19 protein-coding genes are annotated in these 20,200 nt (G+C 66.4%); 8 read left to right on the forward strand and 11 right to left on the reverse strand.

Annotation, left to right across the window (positions count from 1 at the left end; all coding sequences use genetic code 11):
* Window positions 1-194 precede the first annotated feature (194 nt).
* The 7 genes from O3301_RS04280 to O3301_RS04310 all read left to right on the forward strand — a co-directional run bounded on the left by O3301_RS04280 (window position 195) and on the right by O3301_RS04310 (window position 7,502).
* On the forward strand, window positions 195-1,088 hold the full coding sequence (locus tag O3301_RS04280) for an STAS domain-containing protein (protein WP_305055646.1): 894 nt from the start codon (window positions 195-197) through the stop codon (window positions 1,086-1,088).
* 7 nt (window positions 1,089-1,095) lie between these two features.
* The gene (locus O3301_RS04285) at window positions 1,096-1,458 is read left to right on the forward strand and encodes an STAS domain-containing protein (protein ID WP_099667758.1); all 363 of its coding nucleotides are present in this window, start codon (window positions 1,096-1,098) and stop codon (window positions 1,456-1,458) included.
* Window positions 1,459-1,468: 10 nt separating this feature from the next.
* Window positions 1,469-1,906: an ATP-binding protein gene (locus O3301_RS04290; RefSeq protein WP_305055647.1), complete on the forward strand. Its 438-nt coding sequence runs from the start codon at window positions 1,469-1,471 to the stop codon at window positions 1,904-1,906.
* Window positions 1,903-2,988: an ATP-binding SpoIIE family protein phosphatase gene (locus tag O3301_RS04295; RefSeq protein WP_257219001.1), complete on the forward strand. Its 1,086-nt coding sequence runs from the start codon at window positions 1,903-1,905 to the stop codon at window positions 2,986-2,988. The genes O3301_RS04290 and O3301_RS04295 overlap by 4 nt, the downstream gene beginning before the upstream one ends.
* Window positions 2,985-4,808: an ATP-binding protein gene (locus O3301_RS04300; protein ID WP_305055648.1), complete on the forward strand. Its 1,824-nt coding sequence runs from the start codon at window positions 2,985-2,987 to the stop codon at window positions 4,806-4,808. Before O3301_RS04295 ends, O3301_RS04300 begins: the two co-directional genes overlap by 4 nt.
* Complete coding sequence (locus O3301_RS04305; RefSeq protein ID WP_305055649.1) at window positions 4,795-6,309, forward strand: response regulator; 1,515 nt, start codon at window positions 4,795-4,797, stop codon at window positions 6,307-6,309. Before O3301_RS04300 ends, O3301_RS04305 begins: the two co-directional genes overlap by 14 nt.
* A gap of 71 nt (window positions 6,310-6,380) precedes the next feature.
* Window positions 6,381-7,502 (forward strand): metallophosphoesterase, encoded by a 1,122-nt coding sequence (locus O3301_RS04310; RefSeq protein WP_305055650.1) that lies wholly within the window; start codon window positions 6,381-6,383, stop codon window positions 7,500-7,502.
* Window positions 7,503-7,505: 3 nt separating this feature from the next.
* Here O3301_RS04310 and O3301_RS04315 read toward each other — a convergent pair whose 3' ends face one another.
* Entirely contained in the window at window positions 7,506-8,258 is a 753-nt protein-coding gene (locus O3301_RS04315) for a DUF4303 domain-containing protein (RefSeq protein ID WP_305055651.1), read from the reverse strand.
* A 16-nt stretch (window positions 8,259-8,274) separates the two neighbouring features.
* Window positions 8,275-9,198, reverse strand: coding sequence for a LysR family transcriptional regulator (locus tag O3301_RS04320; protein WP_289897688.1), 924 nt, complete (start codon window positions 9,196-9,198; stop codon window positions 8,275-8,277).
* Window positions 9,199-9,321: 123 nt separating this feature from the next.
* Between O3301_RS04320 and O3301_RS04325 the strand changes: the two genes are divergently transcribed.
* Window positions 9,322-10,083, forward strand: coding sequence for an SDR family oxidoreductase (locus O3301_RS04325; protein WP_305052172.1), 762 nt, complete (start codon window positions 9,322-9,324; stop codon window positions 10,081-10,083).
* 27 nt (window positions 10,084-10,110) lie between these two features.
* Here O3301_RS04325 and O3301_RS04330 read toward each other — a convergent pair whose 3' ends face one another.
* The 9 genes from O3301_RS04330 to O3301_RS04370 all read right to left on the reverse strand — a co-directional run bounded on the left by O3301_RS04330 (window position 10,111) and on the right by O3301_RS04370 (window position 20,144).
* Window positions 10,111-11,067 carry an NAD(P)/FAD-dependent oxidoreductase gene (locus O3301_RS04330; protein WP_305055652.1) on the reverse strand — a complete coding sequence of 319 codons (957 nt, stop codon included), beginning with the start codon at window positions 11,065-11,067 and terminating at the stop codon, window positions 10,111-10,113.
* Window positions 11,054-11,506, reverse strand: a complete 453-nt coding sequence (locus O3301_RS04335; RefSeq protein WP_305055653.1) for an Rrf2 family transcriptional regulator — start codon at window positions 11,504-11,506, stop codon at window positions 11,054-11,056. Before O3301_RS04335 ends, O3301_RS04330 begins: the two co-directional genes overlap by 14 nt.
* 125 nt (window positions 11,507-11,631) lie before the next feature.
* Complete coding sequence (locus O3301_RS04340) at window positions 11,632-13,035, reverse strand: cytochrome c (RefSeq protein ID WP_305055654.1); 1,404 nt, start codon at window positions 13,033-13,035, stop codon at window positions 11,632-11,634.
* Window positions 13,032-14,642, reverse strand: a complete 1,611-nt coding sequence (locus O3301_RS04345) for a GMC family oxidoreductase (RefSeq protein WP_099667748.1) — start codon at window positions 14,640-14,642, stop codon at window positions 13,032-13,034. The genes O3301_RS04340 and O3301_RS04345 overlap by 4 nt, the downstream gene beginning before the upstream one ends.
* 9 nt (window positions 14,643-14,651) lie before the next feature.
* Entirely contained in the window at window positions 14,652-15,176 is a 525-nt protein-coding gene (locus O3301_RS04350) for a sugar dehydrogenase complex small subunit (protein ID WP_305055655.1), read from the reverse strand.
* Between the two features lie 28 nt (window positions 15,177-15,204).
* Window positions 15,205-16,398 carry a porin gene (locus O3301_RS04355; protein ID WP_369812167.1) on the reverse strand — a complete coding sequence of 398 codons (1,194 nt, stop codon included), beginning with the start codon at window positions 16,396-16,398 and terminating at the stop codon, window positions 15,205-15,207.
* A 366-nt stretch (window positions 16,399-16,764) separates the two neighbouring features.
* Window positions 16,765-17,220, reverse strand: a complete 456-nt coding sequence (hpaR, locus tag O3301_RS04360; protein WP_251348489.1) for a homoprotocatechuate degradation operon regulator HpaR — start codon at window positions 17,218-17,220, stop codon at window positions 16,765-16,767.
* Between the two features lie 86 nt (window positions 17,221-17,306).
* Window positions 17,307-18,266: a DMT family transporter gene (locus tag O3301_RS04365; RefSeq protein ID WP_305055656.1), complete on the reverse strand. Its 960-nt coding sequence runs from the start codon at window positions 18,264-18,266 to the stop codon at window positions 17,307-17,309.
* A 60-nt stretch (window positions 18,267-18,326) separates the two neighbouring features.
* The gene (locus tag O3301_RS04370) at window positions 18,327-20,144 is read right to left on the reverse strand and encodes a DUF885 domain-containing protein (protein ID WP_305055657.1); all 1,818 of its coding nucleotides are present in this window, start codon (window positions 20,142-20,144) and stop codon (window positions 18,327-18,329) included.
* Between the last annotated feature and the right edge of the window lie 56 nt (window positions 20,145-20,200).

A 20,200-nucleotide genomic window follows, 5' to 3' on the forward strand; every position in this document is an offset into this window, starting at 1 on the left:
GCGGAATTCGCTTAAACATGCAAATTACATGCATCTTTAAAGGCGCAAATGTTTCCCACAAGAATGTACATCGACATGCGCCACTATGTGCGGCACAGAACACAAGCTATGGCCACGCCTGCCTATAATTTATTCATCACAGCGCGTGCCCGCTTGCGGCCGCGCCGCACCCTCCACTCCAGCCAAGGATGAGCATGAGTATGAAGACGGACACGGTCAAGACGGGCACGAGCCAGGCGCAGCAACTGGCCGGCATCATCAACGAACACCACACGGCATTGCTGGACGGCTGGATGGCCGGCCTGATCGCCCGCCTGGTGCGGCGCGACAAGATCGCCGAAAACGAGCTGCGCCAGCAGGCATCGCAATTCCTGCCGCTGCTGGCGGGCGCGCTGGAAAACGGCGACTCGTTCGACATCGAAGGCGGCGCCTGGGACGACACGCGCCAGCTGCTCGCGGAAATATCGCAGTCGCGCGTGCGCCAGGGCTATTCGCCGATCGACACGGCCAGCTTCATGTTCTCGCTCAAGGAACCGCTGTTCACCTACCTGCGCCAGGAAATCACGGCGCAGCCGCAGGAACTGGGCGACGCCATCGTCAGCACCAGCAAGCTGTTCGACGAGCTGGGCCTGCTCACCATCGCCATCTACCAGAAGGCGCGCGAACAGGTGATATTGCGCCAGCAGCAGGAATTGCTGGAACTGTCCACGCCCGTAGTGCAGCTGTGGCAAAACGTGCTGGCCCTGCCCCTGATCGGCACCCTCGACAGCGCGCGCACGCAGGTGGTGATGGAAAGCCTGCTGCAAAAGATCGTCGACACGGGCGCGCTGATCGCCATCATCGACATCACGGGCGTGCCCACGGTCGACACCCTGGTGGCGCAGCACCTGCTGAAAACCATCGCCGCCGCGCGCCTGATGGGCGCCGACTGCATCATCAGCGGCATCCGCCCGCAGATCGCGCAAACCATCGTGCACCTGGGCGTGAACCTGGAAGACGTGATGACCAAGGCTACCTTGGCCGACGCCTTCGTCGTGGCCCTGAAGCGCACGGGCTCCAGCATCCCCTACCAGCAGCAAACACACTGAGGCGCCTATGGAAAGAATCCCCATTTTACGCATGGGCCGGCTGCTGCTGGTGACGATCCAGGTGGACATGCACGACCGCCTGGCGATGACCTTGCAGGACGACCTGACCACCCGCATCGTGACGGACCGCGCCACGGGCGTGCTGATCGACATTTCCGCGCTCGACATCGTCGATTCCTTCATCGGCCGCATGATCAGCAACACAGCGGCGATGGCGAAAATCCTCGACGCGCGCACCGTCGTCGTCGGCATGCAGCCGGCCGTCGCCATCACCCTGGTGGAACTGGGCCTGACCCTGGAAGGCGTCAGCACGGCCCTGAACGTGGAACGGGGGATCAAGCTGCTGGAACGGGGCGGCGCATGCGCATGACGGGGGCGCCGTGCTAGGCGCGCAGGCACAGGAGCGGGCGCAGGCCGGGTCGCAGCAGATTCTGCCCCTGCACAGCGACGAAGACGTCGTGCGGCTGCGCAAGCAGGTGCGCGACAGCATGGTCGCCATGGGTTTTGGCCTGATCGAACAGACCAAGATCATCACGGCGGCCAGCGAACTGGCGCGCAACACCCTGCGCTACGGCGGCGGCGGCGAAGCGCGCATCGCGCGCATCTGCGATGGCGCGCGCCAAGGACTGGAACTGCGCTTTGTCGATGCGGGACCGGGCATCGACGATATTCCCCTGGCGCTGACCGATGGCTATACCAGCGGCGGCGGGCTGGGACTGGGGCTGGGCGGCGCCAAGCGCCTGGCCGACGCCTTTCACATCGACACGGCGCCCGGCGCGGGCACCACTGTCACCATCGCGAAATGGAAGCTGTTTTGAACCACCTCGAGCAAGCCCCTGACATTGCCAGGCAACGCCGTTTTTCCGTCGGCGAACCGAGCGAAATCGCCACGGCCCGCCGCGCCGGCAACGAACTGGCGCGCCACATCGGCTTCGACGACGTGCGCACGGGCCAGCTGGCCATCATCATCAGCGAAGCGGCGACCAACATCGTCAAGCACGCGCAGCGCGGCGAAATCCTGCTGCGCAAGGTGCTGCGCGGCGGCACCAGCGGCATCGAAGTGCTGGCCATCGACAACGGCCCCGGCATGGCGAATGTACGCCAGCACATGCAGGATGGCCATTCCACCACGGGCACCTACGGCGTGGGACTGGGCGCGATACGCCGCCTGAGCCAGGAATTCGACCTGTACACGGCGCCCGGCAAGGGCACGGTGCTGATGATGGTGGTCTGGGGGCCGAACGCCAGCAGCGCCATCCCGGCCAGCCCGAACTGGCAGATCGGCGCCGTCTGCCTGCCGCTGGCCTCGGAACAGGTATGCGGCGATGCCTGGAACGTGGTCTGCGAAGGCCATGAACTGAGCCTGATGGTGGCCGACGGCCTGGGCCACGGCCCGCTGGCGGCGCGCGCCTCGGAACGCGCCAGCGCCCTGCTGGAACACGACACGCCGGGACTGCCGCCGCTGCCCGCCCCCTTCATCGAGCTGGCCAACGGCGCCCTGCGCGCCACGCGCGGCGCGGCCTTGGCCCTGGCGCATATCGACAGCGCGCGCCGCCAGTTGCGCTACGCGGGCGTGGGCAATATCGCCGCCTGCGCCTTCGATGCGCGGCAGCGCCGGCATTTGCTGTCGCACAACGGCATCGTCGGCAGCAACCTGCGCAAGGTGCAGGAATTCTGCTATCCGTGGCAGCCTGGCGCAACCTTGATCATGCATAGCGACGGCCTGCACACGCGCTGGGACCTGGAACAGTATCCGGGCCTGGCGCACTGCCACCCCAGCCTCGTCGCCGCCGTGCTGTACCGCGATTTTGCGCGCGGGCGCGACGACGTCACGGTGGTGGTGCTGCGCGAACATGAGGAACAGCAGGCCGTGACGGGGGAAAGGAGCGAAACAACATGACACGACGCATATTGACGGCCCATATCGGCAGCGAACTCGATGTGGTGGGCGCGCGCCAGCGCGCGCGGCAGATCGCCGCCCTGTGCGGCTTCGGCGTGCAGGACCAGGTGCGCATCGCCACGGCCGTATCGGAACTGGCGCGCAACGTCTACAACTACGCCGGCAGCGGCAAGGTGCATTTCGCCATCGATGGCCAGACGGCGCCGCAGGTGCTCAGCATCCGCATCGAGGACCAGGGCCCCGGCATCGCGCAGCTGGAACAGATACTGGCTGGCACCTACCGCTCGCCGACGGGCATGGGCCTGGGCATCCTGGGCGCCCAGCGCCTGATGGACCGCTGCCATATCCGCAGCGCGCCGGGCGACGGCACGCAGATCACCCTGCACAAGCTGTTCCCGCGCGACGCGCCCCTGCTCGACGGCGGCAAGATCGGCACGCTGTCCGGCGGCCTGCAGGCGCTGCCGCCGGACATCACGCTGTCGGAAGTGCAGCAGCAGAACCGCGAGCTGCTGACCACCCTGGCCGAACTGAAGACGCGGCAGGACGACCTGCTGCAGCTGACGCGCGAACTGGAAGACACCAACCGCGGCGTGGTGGCGCTGTTCGCGGAACTGGACGAAAAAGCCGACCACCTGCGCCGCGCCGACCAGATGAAATCGCGCTTCCTGTCGAACATGAGCCATGAATTCCGCACGCCGCTCAGCTCCATCCGCGCCCTGTCCAAGCTGCTGCTCGACCGCATCGACGGCGATCTGTCGGAGGAACAGGAAAAACAGGTGCTGTTCATCCTGCAAAGCGCCGTCAGCCTGAGCGACCTGGTGAACGACTTGCTGGACCTGGCCAAGATCGAGGCGGGCAAGGTCGACGTGCACGCCAACAGTTTCCAGGTAGCGGACCTGTTCAGCGCCCTGCGCGGCATGCTGCGCCCGCTGCTGGTATCCGATGCGCTCACCTTGACCTTCATCGACCCCGATCCGGCGCTGCATATCCACACGGATGAAGGCAAGCTGTCGCAAATCCTGCGCAACTTCATTTCCAACGCCCTCAAGTTCACCGAGGCTGGGGCCATCGTCGTCAGCGCTACGCCACTGCCGGAGCAGGACGCGATCCGCTTTTCCGTCTCCGACACGGGCCTGGGCATCGCCGCCGAAGACGTGCAGATGATCTTCGAGGAATTCAGCCAGGTGGAAAACCACATGCAGCGCAAGGTCAAGGGCACGGGTCTGGGCTTGCCCCTGTGCCGCAACCTGGCCACCCTGCTCAATGGCACGGTGAGCGTGGAAAGCACGCCGGGCCACGGTTCGCTGTTTTCCGTCGTCCTGCCCGCCAGCTACCACGCGCCCGAAGGCAGTCTGCCCCCGTGCGCGCCAGCCAACGACAATGGCAACGACCAGCGCATCGCCGTGCTGGTGGTGGAAGACAATCCACCCGTGCGCCTGTTGTATGAAAAATTCCTGGCCGGCAGCGAATTTCGCGTCGTCCCCGCGCGCAGCGTGCGCGAGGCGCAGGAGCGCTGGGAACAGCAGCGCCCCGCCGCCGTCATCCTCGATATCCTGCTGCACGGCGAAACGGCCTGGCACTGGCTGGCCGAACTGAAAAACGACCCGCTGCGGCGCCAGGTGCCCGTCATCGTCGCCACCGAGATCGACGACGTGCGCAAGGGCCTGGCCCTGGGCGCCGACGCCTACTACGTGAAACCGCTGCCGCGCCAGCAATTGCTGGCGACACTGCGCGCGCTGATCGGCAATCCACACCACCGGCAAGAGCCGGTTCCGCCGCAAGGCACAACCACCTGGGACAATGCGCATGCTACCGGATAACAACAGCGATGCTCTGATCCTGAACGTCGATGACAGCGATGGCGCCCGCTACGCCAAGTCGCGCATCCTCCAACGCGCCGGTTTCAAGGTCATCGAAGCGTCGAACGGTGGCGACGCGCTGCTGCGCGCCCGCCACGACCGCCCCAACCTGATCCTGCTCGACGTCAAGCTGCCCGACATCAACGGCCTGGAAGTGTGCCGCCAGTTGAAGGGCGGCGCCGAGACGAACACCATCCTGGTGCTGCAAACGTCGGCTTCCTGCATCGGCACGGCCGACAAGATCCGCGCCCTGGACGGCGGCGCCGACAATTACCTGGTCGAGCCGATCGAGGCCGATGAACTGATCGCCAACGTCAAGGCGCTGCTGCGCCTGGGCCGCGTCGAGCGCGCGCTGCGCGACGTGGATCGCCGCAAGGATGAGTTCTTGGCCACCCTGGCGCACGAATTGCGCAACCCGCTGGGCCCCATCCGCACGGCGCTGGCCCTGCTGTGCAAGCTCGACCCCGTCGTGCCGGCCGTGCAGGACAATGCGCGCCGCACCATCGCCCGCCATACCGATCACCTGGTGCGCCTGGTGGACGACCTGCTCGACGTGTCGCGCATTTCGCAGGGCAAAATCTCGCTGCAATGGGAAAGCGTGAGCCTGGCCAGCGTCATCCGCAGCGCGCTGGAAACGAGTTCGCACAGCATCGAGGCGCGCGGCCATGCGCTGGACGTGAACCTGCCCCGGGAAGAGCTGTGGGTCTGCGGCGACGCCGTGCGCCTGTCGCAGATCGTCGCCAACCTGCTGCTCAATGCGGCCAAGTTCACGGCGCCGGGCGGGCGCATCGCCATTACCGCCGAACGCGAAGGCGACAATGTGCGCATCCGCCTCAGCGACAACGGCATCGGCATCGCCGCCGCCAGCATCGACAGCATCTTCGGCCTGTTCGAGCAAAGCGGCCACTCGCCCGACCGGGTGCAGGATGGCCTGGGCATCGGCCTGTCGCTGGTGCGCAACCTGGTGACCCTGCACGGCGGCCAGGTCAGCGTGCGCAGCCCCGGCGTGGGGCTGGGCAGCACCTTCGAAGTCCTGCTGCCGCTCGACGCCAACGTGCCGGTGGCGGCAGCACCAGCGCCGCAGACCGCCACCGGCGGCAGCCAGCGCATCCTCGTCGTCGACGACAACCGCGATGCGGCCGATACCCTGGCCGAACTGCTGGAAATGTACGGCCACACGGTGCACACGGCCTACACGGGCGCGCAAGCCACCGAGCGCACGCTGGAATTCAAGCCCGACATCGTCTTTCTCGACATCGGCCTGCCCGACATGAGCGGCTACGACGTGGCCGTCAAACTGCGCCAACTGCCGATACCGCAGCAATTCCTGCTCGTCGCGCTGACCGGCTACGGCCAGGAACACGACCGCCAGGCGGCCCTGCAGGCCGGTTTCAACGAACATTTCGCCAAACCCGTCGATTTCGGCAAGCTGGCCATGCTGGGATTGCATATCGCCCCCTGAACGGGGTGGCGGCTGCCTGCGGCCAAGGCGTCGGCTATAATCGGCGGCCGCCTCACCTCTGGAAGCATGACATGACAACCCGCACGCCGCTGCTGCGCATCACCATGATACTGGGCGCCCTGCACGCCCTCCTGGGCTGGCTGCTGCTGCCGTCGCTGCCCGTCGGCCTGGCCGGCTGGCTGCTGGGCGGCCTGGTCCTGCTGGCGTCGACCATGCTCATGCCGATGACCATCTTCGCCCGCGCCGTCACCAACGATGCGCGCCTGGCCGACCGTCTGAGCTGGGCCGGTTCGCTTTGCATGGGCTTTTTTTCCTCGCTGTTCGTGCTGACCGCGCTGCGCGCACTGCTGATGCTGATTCCCGCCACACGCCCGCACGCGCAGGCGTCCGCCATGCTTGTGCTGCTCCTGGCGCTGCTGGCCACCGTCGTCGGCTTCATCAACGCCCGCCGGGTGGCGCGCGTGCGCGACGTCGACGTGCCCATCGCGGGCCTGCCGGCCGCCTTGCAGGGCTATACCATCGTGCAACTGAGCGACATCCACGTGGGCGCCACCATCAAGCGCTCCTACGTGCAGGCCATCGTCGCGCGCGCCAACGGCTTGCAGGCAGACCTCATCGCCATCACGGGCGACGTGGTCGACGGCACGGTGGCGCAACTGGGCAGCCACACGGCGCCGCTGGGCGAGCTGCGCGCGCGCCACGGCGTCTTCCTCGTCACGGGCAACCACGAATACTATTCGGGCGCCGCGCCGTGGGTGGCGGAATTTCGCCGCCTGGGCTTGCGCGTGCTGATGAATGAACATGTCGTCCTCGACCGCGACGGCGCGCGCCTGGCGCTGGCCGGCGTCACCGACTTCAACGCGGCCGCCTTCGATCCGGCGCAGAAAAGCGACCCGCAAGCGGCCATCGCCGGCGCGCCGGCCGGCATCCCCCGCATCCTGCTGGCACACCAGCCGCGCAGCGCCCCCGAAGCGGAAGCGGCCGGCTACGACCTGCAATTATCGGGCCACACGCACGGCGGCCAATTCTGGCCATGGAACCTGTTCGTGCCGCTGCAGCAGCCCTATGTGGCGGGCCTGCACCGGCAAGGCCGCCTGTGGATTTATGTGAGCCGCGGCACGGGCTACTGGGGGCCGCCGAAACGCATCGGCGCGCCGGCGGAGATTACAAGGCTCAGGCTGGTAGCGGCGTAGAACCTAGTCGGCCCAGTTGGCCATCCACGCCTCGAACCGCGCCACCACCGCCGGCGGATTCAAACGCGCCATCGCGCCTTCCACCGCTTCGCTGTCGCTGACCTCGAACAGCAGCACGCTCTCGTCACGCCGAGCGCCCGTGCCGAATACCCCTTCGGCGTCAAGCTGCGCCAGCGCCGCGATGCAGGCGTCGAACACGCCGCTGCGGAAGGCGGCGAAGTCCACGTCGAACGGCAAGTCGCGGTGCGCCTGCAGCAGCAATCGGTGGGCGCTGTCAAAATATTCGCCGCCGTCCTCGAAAGCCCATTCGGCGGGATTCCACAACATTTCCTCGCCGTACTCCGAGGCGGCCAGCGCTTCGCGGCTGTTGGCCATGGGGCCGATGGTCATGGCGCTGTCGTCGCTCACCAACGCGAAAGCGTCGATGTGCTGGTCGGGATGCGCGCGGCGCGCGGCTTCGACAGCCAGGCGCGCGGCATCCGCCACCAGGGTTTGCAGCAGCGCGAAATCGAAGACGGCCGGGTCGATGACGCTTTCGCGCGCCAGCACGTAGCCGTCGGCCAGCGCGGCCCGGCCATGCGCCAGGTAGACGGCGTACGCTTCGGCTTCCCTTGCGTAGTCGTTGCGCGTCTCCTCGCCCCAGGTCATGACCGTGCCGCTGGCCGTCCAGACGGTCGTGCCGAAGACGCGCGCTTCCCGGAAACGGGCCGGCCGGTCGCCGTCGAAGGTGTAAAACAGGCTGTAATTGCTATGCATCGGAATTCTTTATCGGTTAATCGGGCCGCATCTGCGCGGCGAAATCGCGCTGGCGGAACTGCTCCAGCAGGAAATCGACGAATACGCGCGTCTTCGCGGGCAAGAGTTTCTTGCTGGGATAGTACACGGACAGAGGGCCGGAATCGGCGTGCCAGCCTGGCAGCAGGCGTACCAGCGCGCCGCTGCGCAAGTGGGCCAGCGCGTGCGGCATGGGCAGCAGTGCCACGCCGACGCCCAGGATGGCCGCCTGCGCCATCGCTTCCGGGTCGTCGAAGATGGCGCGCGGCCGGCATTCGGCCACGCCTTCGCCGCCCGAGCCGTCGCGCAATATCCAGCTGCGTAGCCTGCCGCTGCCGGCCGAGCGGCGCGCCACGCCGTCGAATTGCGCCAGGTCCGACGGATGCCTGGGCATGGCCTTGCCCTGCATGAAGGCGGGCGACGCCGTGGCGACGATGTGGGCGTGGCCCAGCTCGCGCGCCACCACGCCCGGCGTCAGCTCGATGCCGCCGCCGATGGCGACATCGAAGCCTTCGCCGATCAAGTCGACTTGCCGGTTGTCGAAATGGCAGTCGGGCACCACGCCCGGGTGGCGCGCGATGAAGTCGCCCAGCAGTGGCACCACGTAGCTGCGCCCGAACGACGGCGCCATGCTGATTTTCAGGATGCCCGCCGGCTGGCCGCCCTCTTCCGCCACGCCGGCGATCGCTTCGCGCAGGGTGGACAGGGCGCCGCCTATCTGCTGCAGGAAACGCTCGCCCCCTTCCGTCAGGGTCAGGCGGCGCGTGCTGCGCTGGAACAGCCGCAATCCCAGGCTCGCTTCCAGGCGCGCCACGTTCTTGCTGACGGCGGCCGGCGTCAGTCCCAGGCGGCGCGCGGCGGCCGAAAAGCTGCCCAGCTCGGCAGACAGCACGAAAGATTGCAAGTGATTGAGGGCGTCCATGCGCCTATTCTACCCGCTCAGCTGATACCAATGGTTGAAAGTGATTGTAGCGATTCATGGCTAGCGCGGCAGGAATGAAAGGCAGATACTGAACTCCTCGATTCCTCACTTAGAAAGCACATCATGCAAACCCAAACCACCACCTCCCTGCCACTGCAAGACAAGATCGCGTTTGTGACGGGCGGCTCGCGCGGCATCGGCGCCGCCATCGTGCGCCGCCTGGCCAGCCAGGGCGCCAACGTCGTCTTCACGTATCAAAGCTCGGCCGCCGAAGCGCAGGCGCTGGCCGCCACGGTGGAGGCAAGCGGTGGCAAGGCCCTGGGCGTGCAAGCCGATGCGGCTGACGCCACCGCCCTGACGGCGGCCATCGACAAGGTGGCGGCGCAATTTGGCCGCATCGATATCCTCGTCAACAACGCCGGCGTATTCCTGCCGGGCGCCATCGACGACTTTTCGCTGGCAGACTTCGACAAGACCGTGGCCGTCAACGTGCGCGCCGTGTTCGTGGCCATCAAGGCAGCCGTGGCGCACATGCAGACGGGCGGGCGCATCATCAACATCGGCAGCACGAACGCGCACCGCATGCCGTTCGGCGGCGCTGCCGCCTACGCCATGAGCAAATCGGCGCTGAGCGGCCTGACGCAAGGCCTGTCGCGCGACCTGGGTCCGCGCGGCATCACCATCAACAACGTGGAGCCGGGCCCCGTCGCCACGGACATGAACCCGCCGACGGGCGACTTCGCCGACCTGATGCACGGTCTGATGGCCCTGCCCCGCCACGGCACGGCCGATGAAATCGCCGGCATGGTCGCTTACCTGGCCAGCCCGGAAGCGGCGTTCGTTACGGGTGCAGGGCTGAAGATCGATGGCGGTTTTGCCGCCTGAGCGCCAGCACGTACCACGGCCCCGGCATTACGCCGCCGGGGTCAGTCCGAACATCAGCGAGCGGTGCGCTGCCACGCCAGCCATGGCGCCATCGGCCACCGCGAACGCCACGCTGCCGGCCATGCGGCCCGCGTCGCCGCAGCAAAAGACGCCAGGCACGCTGCTGGCCTTTTGCTCGTCGGTGCGCACGAACGGGCCCATGGCACCCTCTTCCAGCGTGCAGCCCAGCTCACCGGCCAGGGAACTGGCCAAGCGGGTGCGGGTCGCCACGAACAGACCGGCCATCGCATGGCGGCTGCCATCCTGCATGACCACGTCGGCCACGCCGGCGATCCGCGCCACGGGCGCGCGCACCACCGTGACGCCGCGGGCGGCCAGCTGCTCCAGCTGCGCGCCATCGGGTTCGAACGCGCCATTCAGGAAAAAAGTGACCGTGCCCCAATCGGGCAGCATCAGCGCATGGTGCATGGAGAGCGGGCCGGTGGCCAGCACGCCGATGGCGCCCTGCTCCAGTTCATAGCCGTGGCAATACGGGCAGTGAAAGACGCTGCCGCCCCAGCGCTCGGCCAGGCCATCGACGGGCGGCAATTCGTCGATCACCCCGGTGGCCAGCACCAGCCGGCGGCCCCGCACGCGCATGCCGTCCGCCAGGGTCACGTCGTAGCCATCGCCATCGCTGCTGGCCGCTGCCTGCACGGCCGTGCCATCCAGCCAGGCGACGGTGGCATACGCCATCAGCTGCGCCTTACCCTCGGCCGCGATGGCAGCCGTCCCGCTGCCGTCCTGGGTCAGGAAACCGTGGGAGTGGCTGGCGTAGCGGTTGCGGCGCTGGCCGCCGTCGACCACCAGTACGCGGCGGCGGGCGCGCGCCAGTTGCGTGGCGGCCGACAGGCCCGCGTAGCTGCCGCCGACGATGATGGCGTCGAACGGGGCGTCGAATGCGGCGGCAGGCGTGGCGCCGCTCTGAGATTCAGGAATGGTCATGCGGTGCTCCTTGGTGTGCGGCGTATTGTTGGCTGAAACGTTCAGCCAGGTCGGCCAGGGTGACGGCGCCAAAGCGCCGGATCAGCAGCGCCTCGGCTTCGTCGAAGGCGCCGGCCAGCGACTGGTTGACCACCTGCTCGACCAGGCAGCCCGGCTGATCGACGCGGTTGCCCATGGCGAAGACGGTGGGCGAACCCACGGCCACGTAAATGTCGTGCAGCGTGACGCGGTGCAGGTCGCAGACGATGCGCCAGCCGCCGCCGTGCCCCTTGACCGAAGCCACGTAACCGCGCTCGCGCAAGCCGGCCATCACGCGCCGCACCAGCACGGGATTGGTATCCAGGTAAGCGGAGAGTTCCTCGGACGTCATCGGGCGTCCCGCGTGGGCCATGTGCAGCAGCACATGGAGGATCGATGATAGTTTACTGTCGCGTCTCATGTAACTAATGATAGTACATAAATTCCGCAGATGCAAACCAGTTGCGATTTCAAGACGTAAAAAAGGGCCGGACCATTCAGCCCGGCCCCTGCCTGTACTTCAGCGCCTGTTATTCGCGGCTGCTTCTACGCCTGCTTGCGCCGGCGTCCCCGCCACCACAGCAGCAATGCCAGCAACACCAGCACGCCGACGATGATGCCCGCGCGGGCCAGGCCGATCAGGTTGGACGGCGCGCCGCCGTTGCGCAGGGTCGTCACCTGCTCTGCCGTCACCTTGATTGCGGGATTGCCGTACATCTTCTGCACGTAATTGCCCAGGGTGACGATCTGCTCGTCCGACAGGGTCTGGCGGAAGGCGGGCATCAGGTGTCCCGCAGCATGATTCCCCTTGCCATCCTGGCGCTCCACGCCGTCGAGGATGGCCATCACCAGGTTGTTGCTGTTGCTGCGGCCCGTCACCGAGTTGTGGAACAGCGGCGGCAGGCTGCCGTCGAAACTGCCCTCGCCCCTGGCCTGATGGCAGCTGGCGCACTGCGCATCGTACAGCTGCGCACCCGACATCTTGTTCAGGTTTTGCGGCAGCGGCACGCCGCGGATGCTGGCCAGCTCGTCGCCCACCTTGCCCCACTGCGTCACCGGCTGCGTATCTGCCTTGTCGCGGATGGCCGGCACGCTCTTGACGTAGTGCGCGATGGCGTGCAAGTCCGCATCGCTCAGGTGCTTCAGGCTATGGTCGATGGCTTCGGCCATCGGTCCCGCCGCTTGCGCCTTGTTGGCGGTGCGGCCCGTGCGCAGGTAATCGACCAGTTCCTGCTGGCTCCAGCCGCCCACGCCGCTGTTGATATCCGACGTGATGTTCGGCGCATGCCAGGTGCCCAGGTCGGCGCCGCCCAACTCCTTCGACAGCTGTTCGGCCATCAGCGCATTGCGCGGCGTGTGGCAGGTGGTGCAGTGGGCCAGGCCTTGCGCCAGGTAGGCGCCCCGGTTCCACTCCATGCTTTTCGCCGTATCGGCGACGAACGGCTTCTTGTCGAGGAAGAGCATGTTCCAGCCCGCCATCGACAAGCGGATGTTGAACGGGAACGGCAACTCCGTCGCTTGCGCCGGCGCCGCATCCACGGCCGCCACGCCGTGCATGAAGTAGTCATACAGGGCCGCCGTATCCTCGTCCGTCACCTTGGCGTAGGCCGTGTAGGGCATGGCCGGGTACAGGTTGGCGCCGTCTGCCCGCACGCCATGGCGCACGGCGTCGGAAAACTGCTTGAGCGTGTAATTGCCGATGCCGTGCGTTGTCGACGGCGTGATATTGGTGGCGACAATGGCGCCCAATGGCGTCGCCAGGGACAGCCCGCCCGCCATCGGTTTGCCGCCAGGCACGCTATGGCAGGCGATGCAGTCGCCGGCCGTGGCCAGGTAGCGGCCGCGTTCGATCGCCGCCGCATCGGGCACGGCCTTGTCGGCAGCCAGCACGGGCATGGCCGCGAGGGACAGCAAGACGGCGCCCGCCGTCAGTCTGAAGGCCGCCATCATGCTGTGCCTCCCTGTTGTTCGTCGAGGATGTGCTTGACGGTGCGCAGCGCAACGGCCAGGCCGTTTTCCGTCGAATTGCAGGTGCCGGACGTGGGCAGCACGCCGGTACTGCACAGGAACAGGTTGGCGTGGTCGAAGGTGCGGCCCCACTGGTCGCACACGGCCTTGGCGGGGTCGGAACCCATCGACAGGGTGCCGCAGATGTGCTGGTTGTTGGCAAACACGCCTTCCTTGCTGTGGCGCAGATTGGTGCCGCCCATCAGCTTGGCGATCTGTTCGAAATCCTGCTTCGAGCGCTCGTGGCCACGCTTCGTGTACTCGTCGATCGAATAGTGTGCCTGCGGCTTGGGGATGCCCATGGCGTCCTTTTCGCTGCTCAGGGCAATGCGGTTTTCCGGGTTCGGCAGCACTTCCAGCACGTTTTTCAGGCTCATTTCGCGGGCCGAGCGGAAACGCAGCTGCTGCTCGAATGCTTCGCCGAACACGCCCTTGCCGATCAATTCCCTGGTGGCGCCGTCGACGCGCGAGATGTTCGTGAAATCCAGGCGGTACGGCGAGTGCTCGCTGCGGAAGTCGCCATCGCGCATGGTGTTGATGGAATTGGGGCTTTGCGGGCCCCGGCCCAGCCACAAGTCTTCATCGGCGTCGAAGGTGATCGAGGTGCTCGGATGGTCCATCAGGTTGCGGCCCACCATGTCGCTGCTGTTGGCCAGGCCGTTCGGGTATTTGTCCGAGGCGGAAACGAGCAGCAGACGCGGGCTTTCGATGCCGTTGGCGGCGAGGATAAAAGTCTTGGCCGTGACCCGGTGGCTTTTCTTGTCGACGTCGTAGTACAGCGCGGCCGTGATGCGGCCCTGCGCGTCGTGTTCCAGCTTGTAGACGTTGGCATTGCAGACGATCTTCACGCCCGCGTCTTCCGCCTGCTGCGCGGCAATGCCGCCGTGGTATTGCGCATCGATGGGGCAGATCGGCTGGCAGCTGTTGTTGCCGCAGCAGGCCGGGCGGCCATCGTAGCTGACGCTGTTGCGCGCCACCGTGTTGCCGACGACCTTGAACGTGGGGTCGAGGCGCTCGCGGATGCGGCGCATGGCGTACGGCTCCGTCACGGGGTCCATCGGAAATGCCTGCTTGCGCGGAGAACCCGTGTTCTCCGCACCCGAGACGCCCATAATCTCTTCCGCTTCCTGGTAGAACGGCTCCAGGTCTTCGTAGCTGATCGGCCAGTCGACGCCCACGCCATACAGCGTATGGATGCGGAAGTCGTTCGGCACGTTGCGCCAGGCCTGCGCGGCCCAGTGCCACGACGTGCCGCCGAACTGGCGGATGTATTCGGCCGGGTACGGATACGGGCCGGCCTGCACCAGGTAGCCGTTATCGGTCGGCTGGTAGATCGGGTGCGGCGCCGTGGCGACGGACGGATACGGCGACATCCAGTCGCTGCGGCGCGTCGTATTGCGGAAACGGGCGACGATTTCGCCGCGCGACACGCGCGGTCCCGCTTCCAGGATCAGCACCGAGGCGCCGGCCAGCGCGAGCTTGCGCGCAGCCAGGGAGCCGATGATGCCGGAACCGATCACGAGGTAATCGGCAGAGAGTTCTTCAGCCATGATGGCTCCTTAAATTGGTTTTCTGGCCCAGCTGCCGTAGGCGCCGTAGGAATACGTGGGAGGTTTCAGCACGTCGGCCACGACGGCCGCGTTCAACGCCTGCTCGTAGGCGACGCAGACGGCCGCCTCGCCCGTGCCGACGATGCCCAGGTACCAGGCGCTGGCGATCTGGCGCGGCAAGGCGGCCAGCGGCGACTGGGCCGGGTCCAGCCCGTCGAGCGCTTCCTGCAGGCCGGCCGCCTGCAAACCCTGCGCATTGATCAGCGCCAGCAGCGCGCGCACCTTCGCCGGGAAGGCCGTATCCTGCGCCACCAGCGCGTCATACAGGCGCCTGGCCAGCACGAGGTCGAGCACTTGCCGCCCCACCAGCATGGCCGACACGCCCAGGAAGGCGCCCTGCTCCGCATTGGCGACCGGTTCGGCCAGCGCCCAGGGAATCAGCGCCGCGGCCGAAGCCGACAGCAAGCCGGCCAGCACCATGCGGCGGCCGGGATTGAGAGGGCCGCGGCCCTCCTTGTGATGTGTAGCGTCCACTTGAAGCTCCCGTGAGTTCAGCAACCGTTCAGAAAGAATGCTTGAGACCGACCATGACCACCGACTGGCCGCCGGTCGACGATGGCGTGCCGTTTTGCGAATCGCCGACCGAGGCGACGGCGTTGACGATGGCGCCGTCCTGGCCCAGGGTCTGGCCGCGCGCCAGCTGGCGCGCCTCGATCAGGTAGATCGCGGTGCGCTTCGACAGCGCATACGTCTGTTCGAACGACAGCTGGCGGTAGCGCGCGCGGTCGGCGATGCCGTTGGCGTGGCTGGCGAAGGTGTCGCTGTAGCCGGCGGCCAGGAACCACTGCGGCGTCAACTGGTAGCTGGAGATCAGGCCGGCCGTGTTGAAGATGGCCGTGTCGCGGAAGGCCGAGCGGCTGCCCGCCTCGTATTGCACGTTGCTGGCGTTGGCGCCCACCATCCACTTGCCCATGGTATAGCGCGCACTGGCGGCGATGAATTGCACGCTTTCAGCCGAGGCGTAGCCCTGGTTGATGGCGGAAATGCCGAAGCTGCCCGAAGCATTGCTGTTCCAGCCGCCCTGGGTGCTCATGGCCATGGCGCTGGCATTGTTCTGGCCGTTTTTCAGTTTCAGGTAGCCGAGCGCGAATTCGGCCGGCGAGGTGCTGTACTTGACGGCGGCGCTAAAGCTGCTGCCCACGGCATTGCCGTCTGCCGCTTCGCCAAAGCCGTACTGCGCGCTGGCCTGCAGGCCGCGCCAGGCCGGCATGCTGTAGGTGACGGAATTGCTGATGCGCACGGTCGTATCGAGGCCGTCGATATCGCCAGGATGGGCGCCGGTGGCGCCCGTCAACACGTTGCTCGACGCCAGCGAACCCACCAGCAGGTAATACGGCGTGTACTGGCGGCCGGCCGTGACGGTACCGTAGGCTGTCGATTGCAAGCCCACGTAAGCCTGGCGGTTGAACAGGGAGCTGGCCGAACTTTGCGCGCCCGTATCGCTTTCAAAGCCGTTTTCCAGCAGGAACAGCGCCTTCAGGTCGCCGCCCAGGTCTTCCACGCCCTGGAAGCCGATTTTGCTGGCGGACAAGTTGCCGCTGCGCATGTAAGTGTTCGAATTGCCGCCCTGGTTGCTGGTGTACGCCATGGCCGCGTCGACCACGCCATAAATGCTGACATTGCTTTGGGCGCAAACGTTTGCGCCGATGAGCGTGGAGACGGCCAGCGCCGCAGCGCGCATGCATGTAGTGTTCATTTTTTCCTGACTTTCCTGTTTTATAGTACGCCCGGCCGGCATTGCCGCCGTGATGGCGACATACCGGCTGTGGCGCCGCGTTGCGGCCCCATACAGCGCGTGGGGCGTCCGCTTTTCTTCTTGATTTGGATCAAGTGGAGCAAATTATACGCTTAATTACTCACATATAAGTAATTGACTGTAAGGCGTAGTCTTATAGCAAAACTTTCTTGTGTCTTATAGCAAAACCGGCAGGCATGCGGGCGCACGCCCGGCAGGATGCGGAAATACGCGGAACAGGCATGGGGAAAGCAGCGGCGGCGCGTGTCGAAAAACACGCGCCCGGTGGCTAATCAGGCAGGCGGGAAAACGGGGAAAGCGGGACGGTCAGCGCAGGATGGCGGGCGCCACCGGCAGGGTTTCGAGGGCAATGAAGGCTTCCAGGGTGCGGCGCATGTCTTCGAACACTTGCTTGCCGTAGGCCGCTTCCAGGTGTTCATATTGCAGGTCGATCAGCTTGCCCATCTGCAGCAGCAGGCTGGCGCCCGCTTCCGACAGGTGCACCTTGCGGCGGCGCTGGTCGCCTTCGAACTTGCTGCGCCCGATCAAGCCGATTTCTTCCATGCGCGCCAAGATGCCGCTCATGCTGGGACTGGAAATCTGGCAGATCTCGCACAGTTCGCGCGGTTCCAGGGTCGGGCTTTCGTTCAGCGCGCGCATGATGCGCCACTGCTGCTCCGTCACGCCGAAGTGGTTGAGGATGGGGCGGAAATGCTGGAGCAGGCTGTCGCGGGCCTTCAGCAGCAGTTGCGGCATGTTCGGATAACGGATCGGTAGCTGCAAGCGGAACTCCCTGGGTGGGCGGAAAATTAGCGTAATTATACGGCCCGGCCACTGCAAACGGCAGGCCGGCAACGATGTATTTTTCGCTACGTCCACCCTGCCTCCTGCCCTGCTCCCTCCTCCTGCGCATGCCGCCGCACGGACCACAGCACGCCCGCCGTCAGCAAGACCATGGCGGCCCACTCCAGGGGCCGCGGCATGCGCTGCGCGTAGACGAAGCCGTACAGCAGCGCGAACAAAGTCTCCGACAGGATCAGCTGGCCCGACAAGGTGACCGGCACCAGGCGCGACGCCAGGTTCCACAGGTAGTTACCGATCACGGAAGCGCCCAGCGCCAGCAGCAAACACACGAGCCAGTAGCGGTGCCAGTCGCGCGCCGGCGCGTCGTCGGCGCCGCTTGCCTGCTGCAGCGCCAGCATCGCGGCGCCAACGGCCAGGGCGATGACGCCGCTGGCCAGGCCATACAGCATGGCCCATTCCACGGAACTGAAATGCGCGTGGCGCTTGAGGAAACGGGCATTGTCGAGCGCATACCAGGTCCAGCAGGCGAGCGCGCCAACGGCGCACAGCACGCCGGCCAGCTTGTGCGCCAGACCGGCGCCGCCCGCGCCGCCTGCATGGCTGAAGATATCGACATTGATACAGGCGATGCCCAGCGCTACCACCAGCAGCGGCCAGGCCAGCTGGCGCAGCGGCAGCGCGCCGTGGTCCTTGCGGCCCAGGATGGTGACGCTCAGGGGCAGCAAGCCGATGATCAGGGAAGTGGGCGCCACGCCGGCCAGCTTGACGCCGTAGGCCAGCAGCAGGTAATACACGACATTGCCGGCCAGCGCCTGGCGCAGCATGGCCAGCCAGTCGCTGCGCCGCAAGCGCCGCAGCAGGGGCACAAGGCGCGGCAGCATCAGGCTGGCCGCCACCGCGCCATAGCAGATGTAGCGCCCCACCATCAGCTCGACCGGGGAAAAGTCCGGCAGCAAGACGGGCACAATGAAAACGGCGCCCCAAAAGGCGCCGGCCAGCACACCACATACGATCCCACGCCACATGCCTGCCACTCTCACGTTTTCATTCAAGGGCGCCAGTATGGCATGCGCAGGAGACCGCCGTCAGCCCCTGGCTTTTCTCTGTGCGGGGATGAAGTGTTCGCGCACGGCCCTGGCCAGCAAGTCCGGCGGCAGCAAGCCTTGGCCCAGCAGGAAGTTGTTGAAGGCCAGGCGGTCGAATCTGTCTCCCAGCGCCAGCTCCGTTTCCGCGCGCAGTTGCAGGATGCGCGTGTAGCCATAGAAATAGCTGCCCGCCTGGCCCGGCATATTGAAGGTGTAGCGGTCCAGTTCCTGGCGGGCCATCGGTGTCGACAGCATCACCTCGTCCGTCAGGATGCGGCCCGCCTCTTCGCGCGTGACCTGCCCCAGGTTCAGCATCGGGTCCAGCATGGCGCGCGCCGCGCGCAGCATGCGGAACTGCAGCGCGATGAACTGGCCTTCGGACGGCTCGTAGGGAATCATCTCTGCTTCCGCGTACAGCGCCCAGCCTTCCACGTTGACGCTGTTGAACGCGTACAGGCTGCGCGCCTGCGACACGCCCCGCTCCACCATGGCGCTGAACTGCAGCTCGTGGCCAGGACGGCCCTCGTGCGCGCTCAGGGTCCAGGCGGCGCCCGCGAAATTGAAATCGTCATACGCCTCGCCCTTGCCGCTGGCGGCCGGATTGCTGACGGGGAGGACGAACTGGCCGTGTTCTCCCGTATTGCCGATCAGCGGAGGCGGACGCATATGCGGCGCCGGCTGGGCCGCCGATTCGGCGGCGGACGCCAGGCGCATGGTCATGGCGCGCGCTGGAATATCGACCACGCGCTGCCGGGCGATGCGTTCTTCGAGCTGCGTATTGACGCCCTTGTAATGCGCTTCGAGCTGCTCGTTGGGAATCGACGCGCTTTTCAGCGCGCGCAGCACCTGGCGGTAATCGCTGCCGTCGACACCTTTCAGCGACATTTTCTCCGCCACGACGGGCGCCAGCGCCTGCATGGCGGCGCGCGTTTCCAGGTAAGCCACCTGCGCCCGTTCGACCAGCGCGCGCGGCTCGATGTCGATGCCCACCTGCTTCAGGCGAAACGCATACAGCTCGGGCGCCATGCGGAAATCCGTGCGCGACAGGGGCAGCACCACCTGCTTTTCCCACGCCGCATAATCGGTCAGCTGCTGTTCCATGGCCGCCAGCGCACTCTCCGCGCCCGCGATCTGCATGTCGGCGAACAGCTTGCGGATGCCGGCGACATACGTCGGCACGTTTTCCAGCGACTGCTCCACCTGCAGGCGCACGGGTCCCGCCAGGCCGGGCTTGCCGATTTGCTCCGTGAAGCGGGCCTTCGCCTGCTGCGTGATCGGCGTGCTGCCCGGGTATTGCCCGACGTAGCGCTGCAGACGTTCCAGCGCCTTGGCGCGGCGCGCGGCCGGGCGCTGTTCCTGCAGCAGGCTTTGCATGCTGCCAAAGACCATTTGCGGCACATCAACCCACGGCAAGGCGTACTTGGCTTCCAGCTGGGTGCCAGCGATTTCCTGGTCGACGGCGCCGATCAAAATCTCCAGGTCCTGGCGAATGCGTTCGTCGCGTTCAAGTTCCAGCTTTTGCTGCAATTGCGCGCGCGCCTGCTGCATGGCCGCCACCTGGCGTTCGACAATATTGGGTCCCAGGTCGGCAGCCAGGCCGTCGTACTGCACCAGGCCCGTGTCGGAAGCGTTTTCAGGCGAGAACTGCGCCTGCGCCGCCAGCACGATGGCCGCGTTGCGGTTGCTGGCCTCGACCCAGGCCGACGAGGTGGCGGCGGCTGCCGCAGCTGCGGGGGCGGCGGCCATGGCCGGCATGGCAAACGCGGTGGAAAGCAAGGCGGCAAGCACGGTCTGATGCAATTTCGGGATGACGGACATCGGGGGATTCCTTCAAAGGTGAGCGATGAGCGAAGCGGCGAGTATCGGCCAGCCTC

It is taken from the genome of Janthinobacterium sp. SUN211 (assembly GCF_030587315.1).
GTDB lineage: Bacteria > Pseudomonadota > Gammaproteobacteria > Burkholderiales > Burkholderiaceae_D > Janthinobacterium > Janthinobacterium kumbetense.

Excerpts from the sequence above, each read along its gene's own strand:
- O3301_RS04340 (WP_305055654.1), bottom strand. The coding sequence starts at position 13,035 with ATGATGGCGGCCTTCAGACTGACGGCGGGCGCCGTCTTGCTGTCCCTC.
- O3301_RS04355 (WP_369812167.1), bottom strand. The coding sequence starts at position 16,398 with ATGAACACTACATGCATGCGCGCTGCGGCGCTGGCCGTCTCCACGCTC.
- O3301_RS04300 (WP_305055648.1), top strand. The coding sequence starts at position 2,985 with ATGACACGACGCATATTGACGGCCCATATCGGCAGCGAACTCGATGTG.
- O3301_RS04315 (WP_305055651.1), bottom strand. The coding sequence starts at position 8,258 with ATGCATAGCAATTACAGCCTGTTTTACACCTTCGACGGCGACCGGCCG.
- O3301_RS04310 (WP_305055650.1), top strand. The coding sequence starts at position 6,381 with ATGACAACCCGCACGCCGCTGCTGCGCATCACCATGATACTGGGCGCC.
- O3301_RS04365 (WP_305055656.1), bottom strand. The coding sequence starts at position 18,266 with ATGTGGCGTGGGATCGTATGTGGTGTGCTGGCCGGCGCCTTTTGGGGC.
- O3301_RS04305 (WP_305055649.1), top strand. The coding sequence starts at position 4,795 with ATGCTACCGGATAACAACAGCGATGCTCTGATCCTGAACGTCGATGAC.
- O3301_RS04285 (WP_099667758.1), top strand. The coding sequence starts at position 1,096 with ATGGAAAGAATCCCCATTTTACGCATGGGCCGGCTGCTGCTGGTGACG.
- O3301_RS04345 (WP_099667748.1), bottom strand. The coding sequence starts at position 14,642 with ATGGCTGAAGAACTCTCTGCCGATTACCTCGTGATCGGTTCCGGCATC.
- O3301_RS04330 (WP_305055652.1), bottom strand. The coding sequence starts at position 11,067 with ATGACCATTCCTGAATCTCAGAGCGGCGCCACGCCTGCCGCCGCATTC.
- O3301_RS04320 (WP_289897688.1), bottom strand. The coding sequence starts at position 9,198 with ATGGACGCCCTCAATCACTTGCAATCTTTCGTGCTGTCTGCCGAGCTG.
- O3301_RS04370 (WP_305055657.1), bottom strand. The coding sequence starts at position 20,144 with ATGTCCGTCATCCCGAAATTGCATCAGACCGTGCTTGCCGCCTTGCTT.
- O3301_RS04335 (WP_305055653.1), bottom strand. The coding sequence starts at position 11,506 with ATGAGACGCGACAGTAAACTATCATCGATCCTCCATGTGCTGCTGCAC.
- O3301_RS04280 (WP_305055646.1), top strand. The coding sequence starts at position 195 with ATGAGTATGAAGACGGACACGGTCAAGACGGGCACGAGCCAGGCGCAG.
- O3301_RS04325 (WP_305052172.1), top strand. The coding sequence starts at position 9,322 with ATGCAAACCCAAACCACCACCTCCCTGCCACTGCAAGACAAGATCGCG.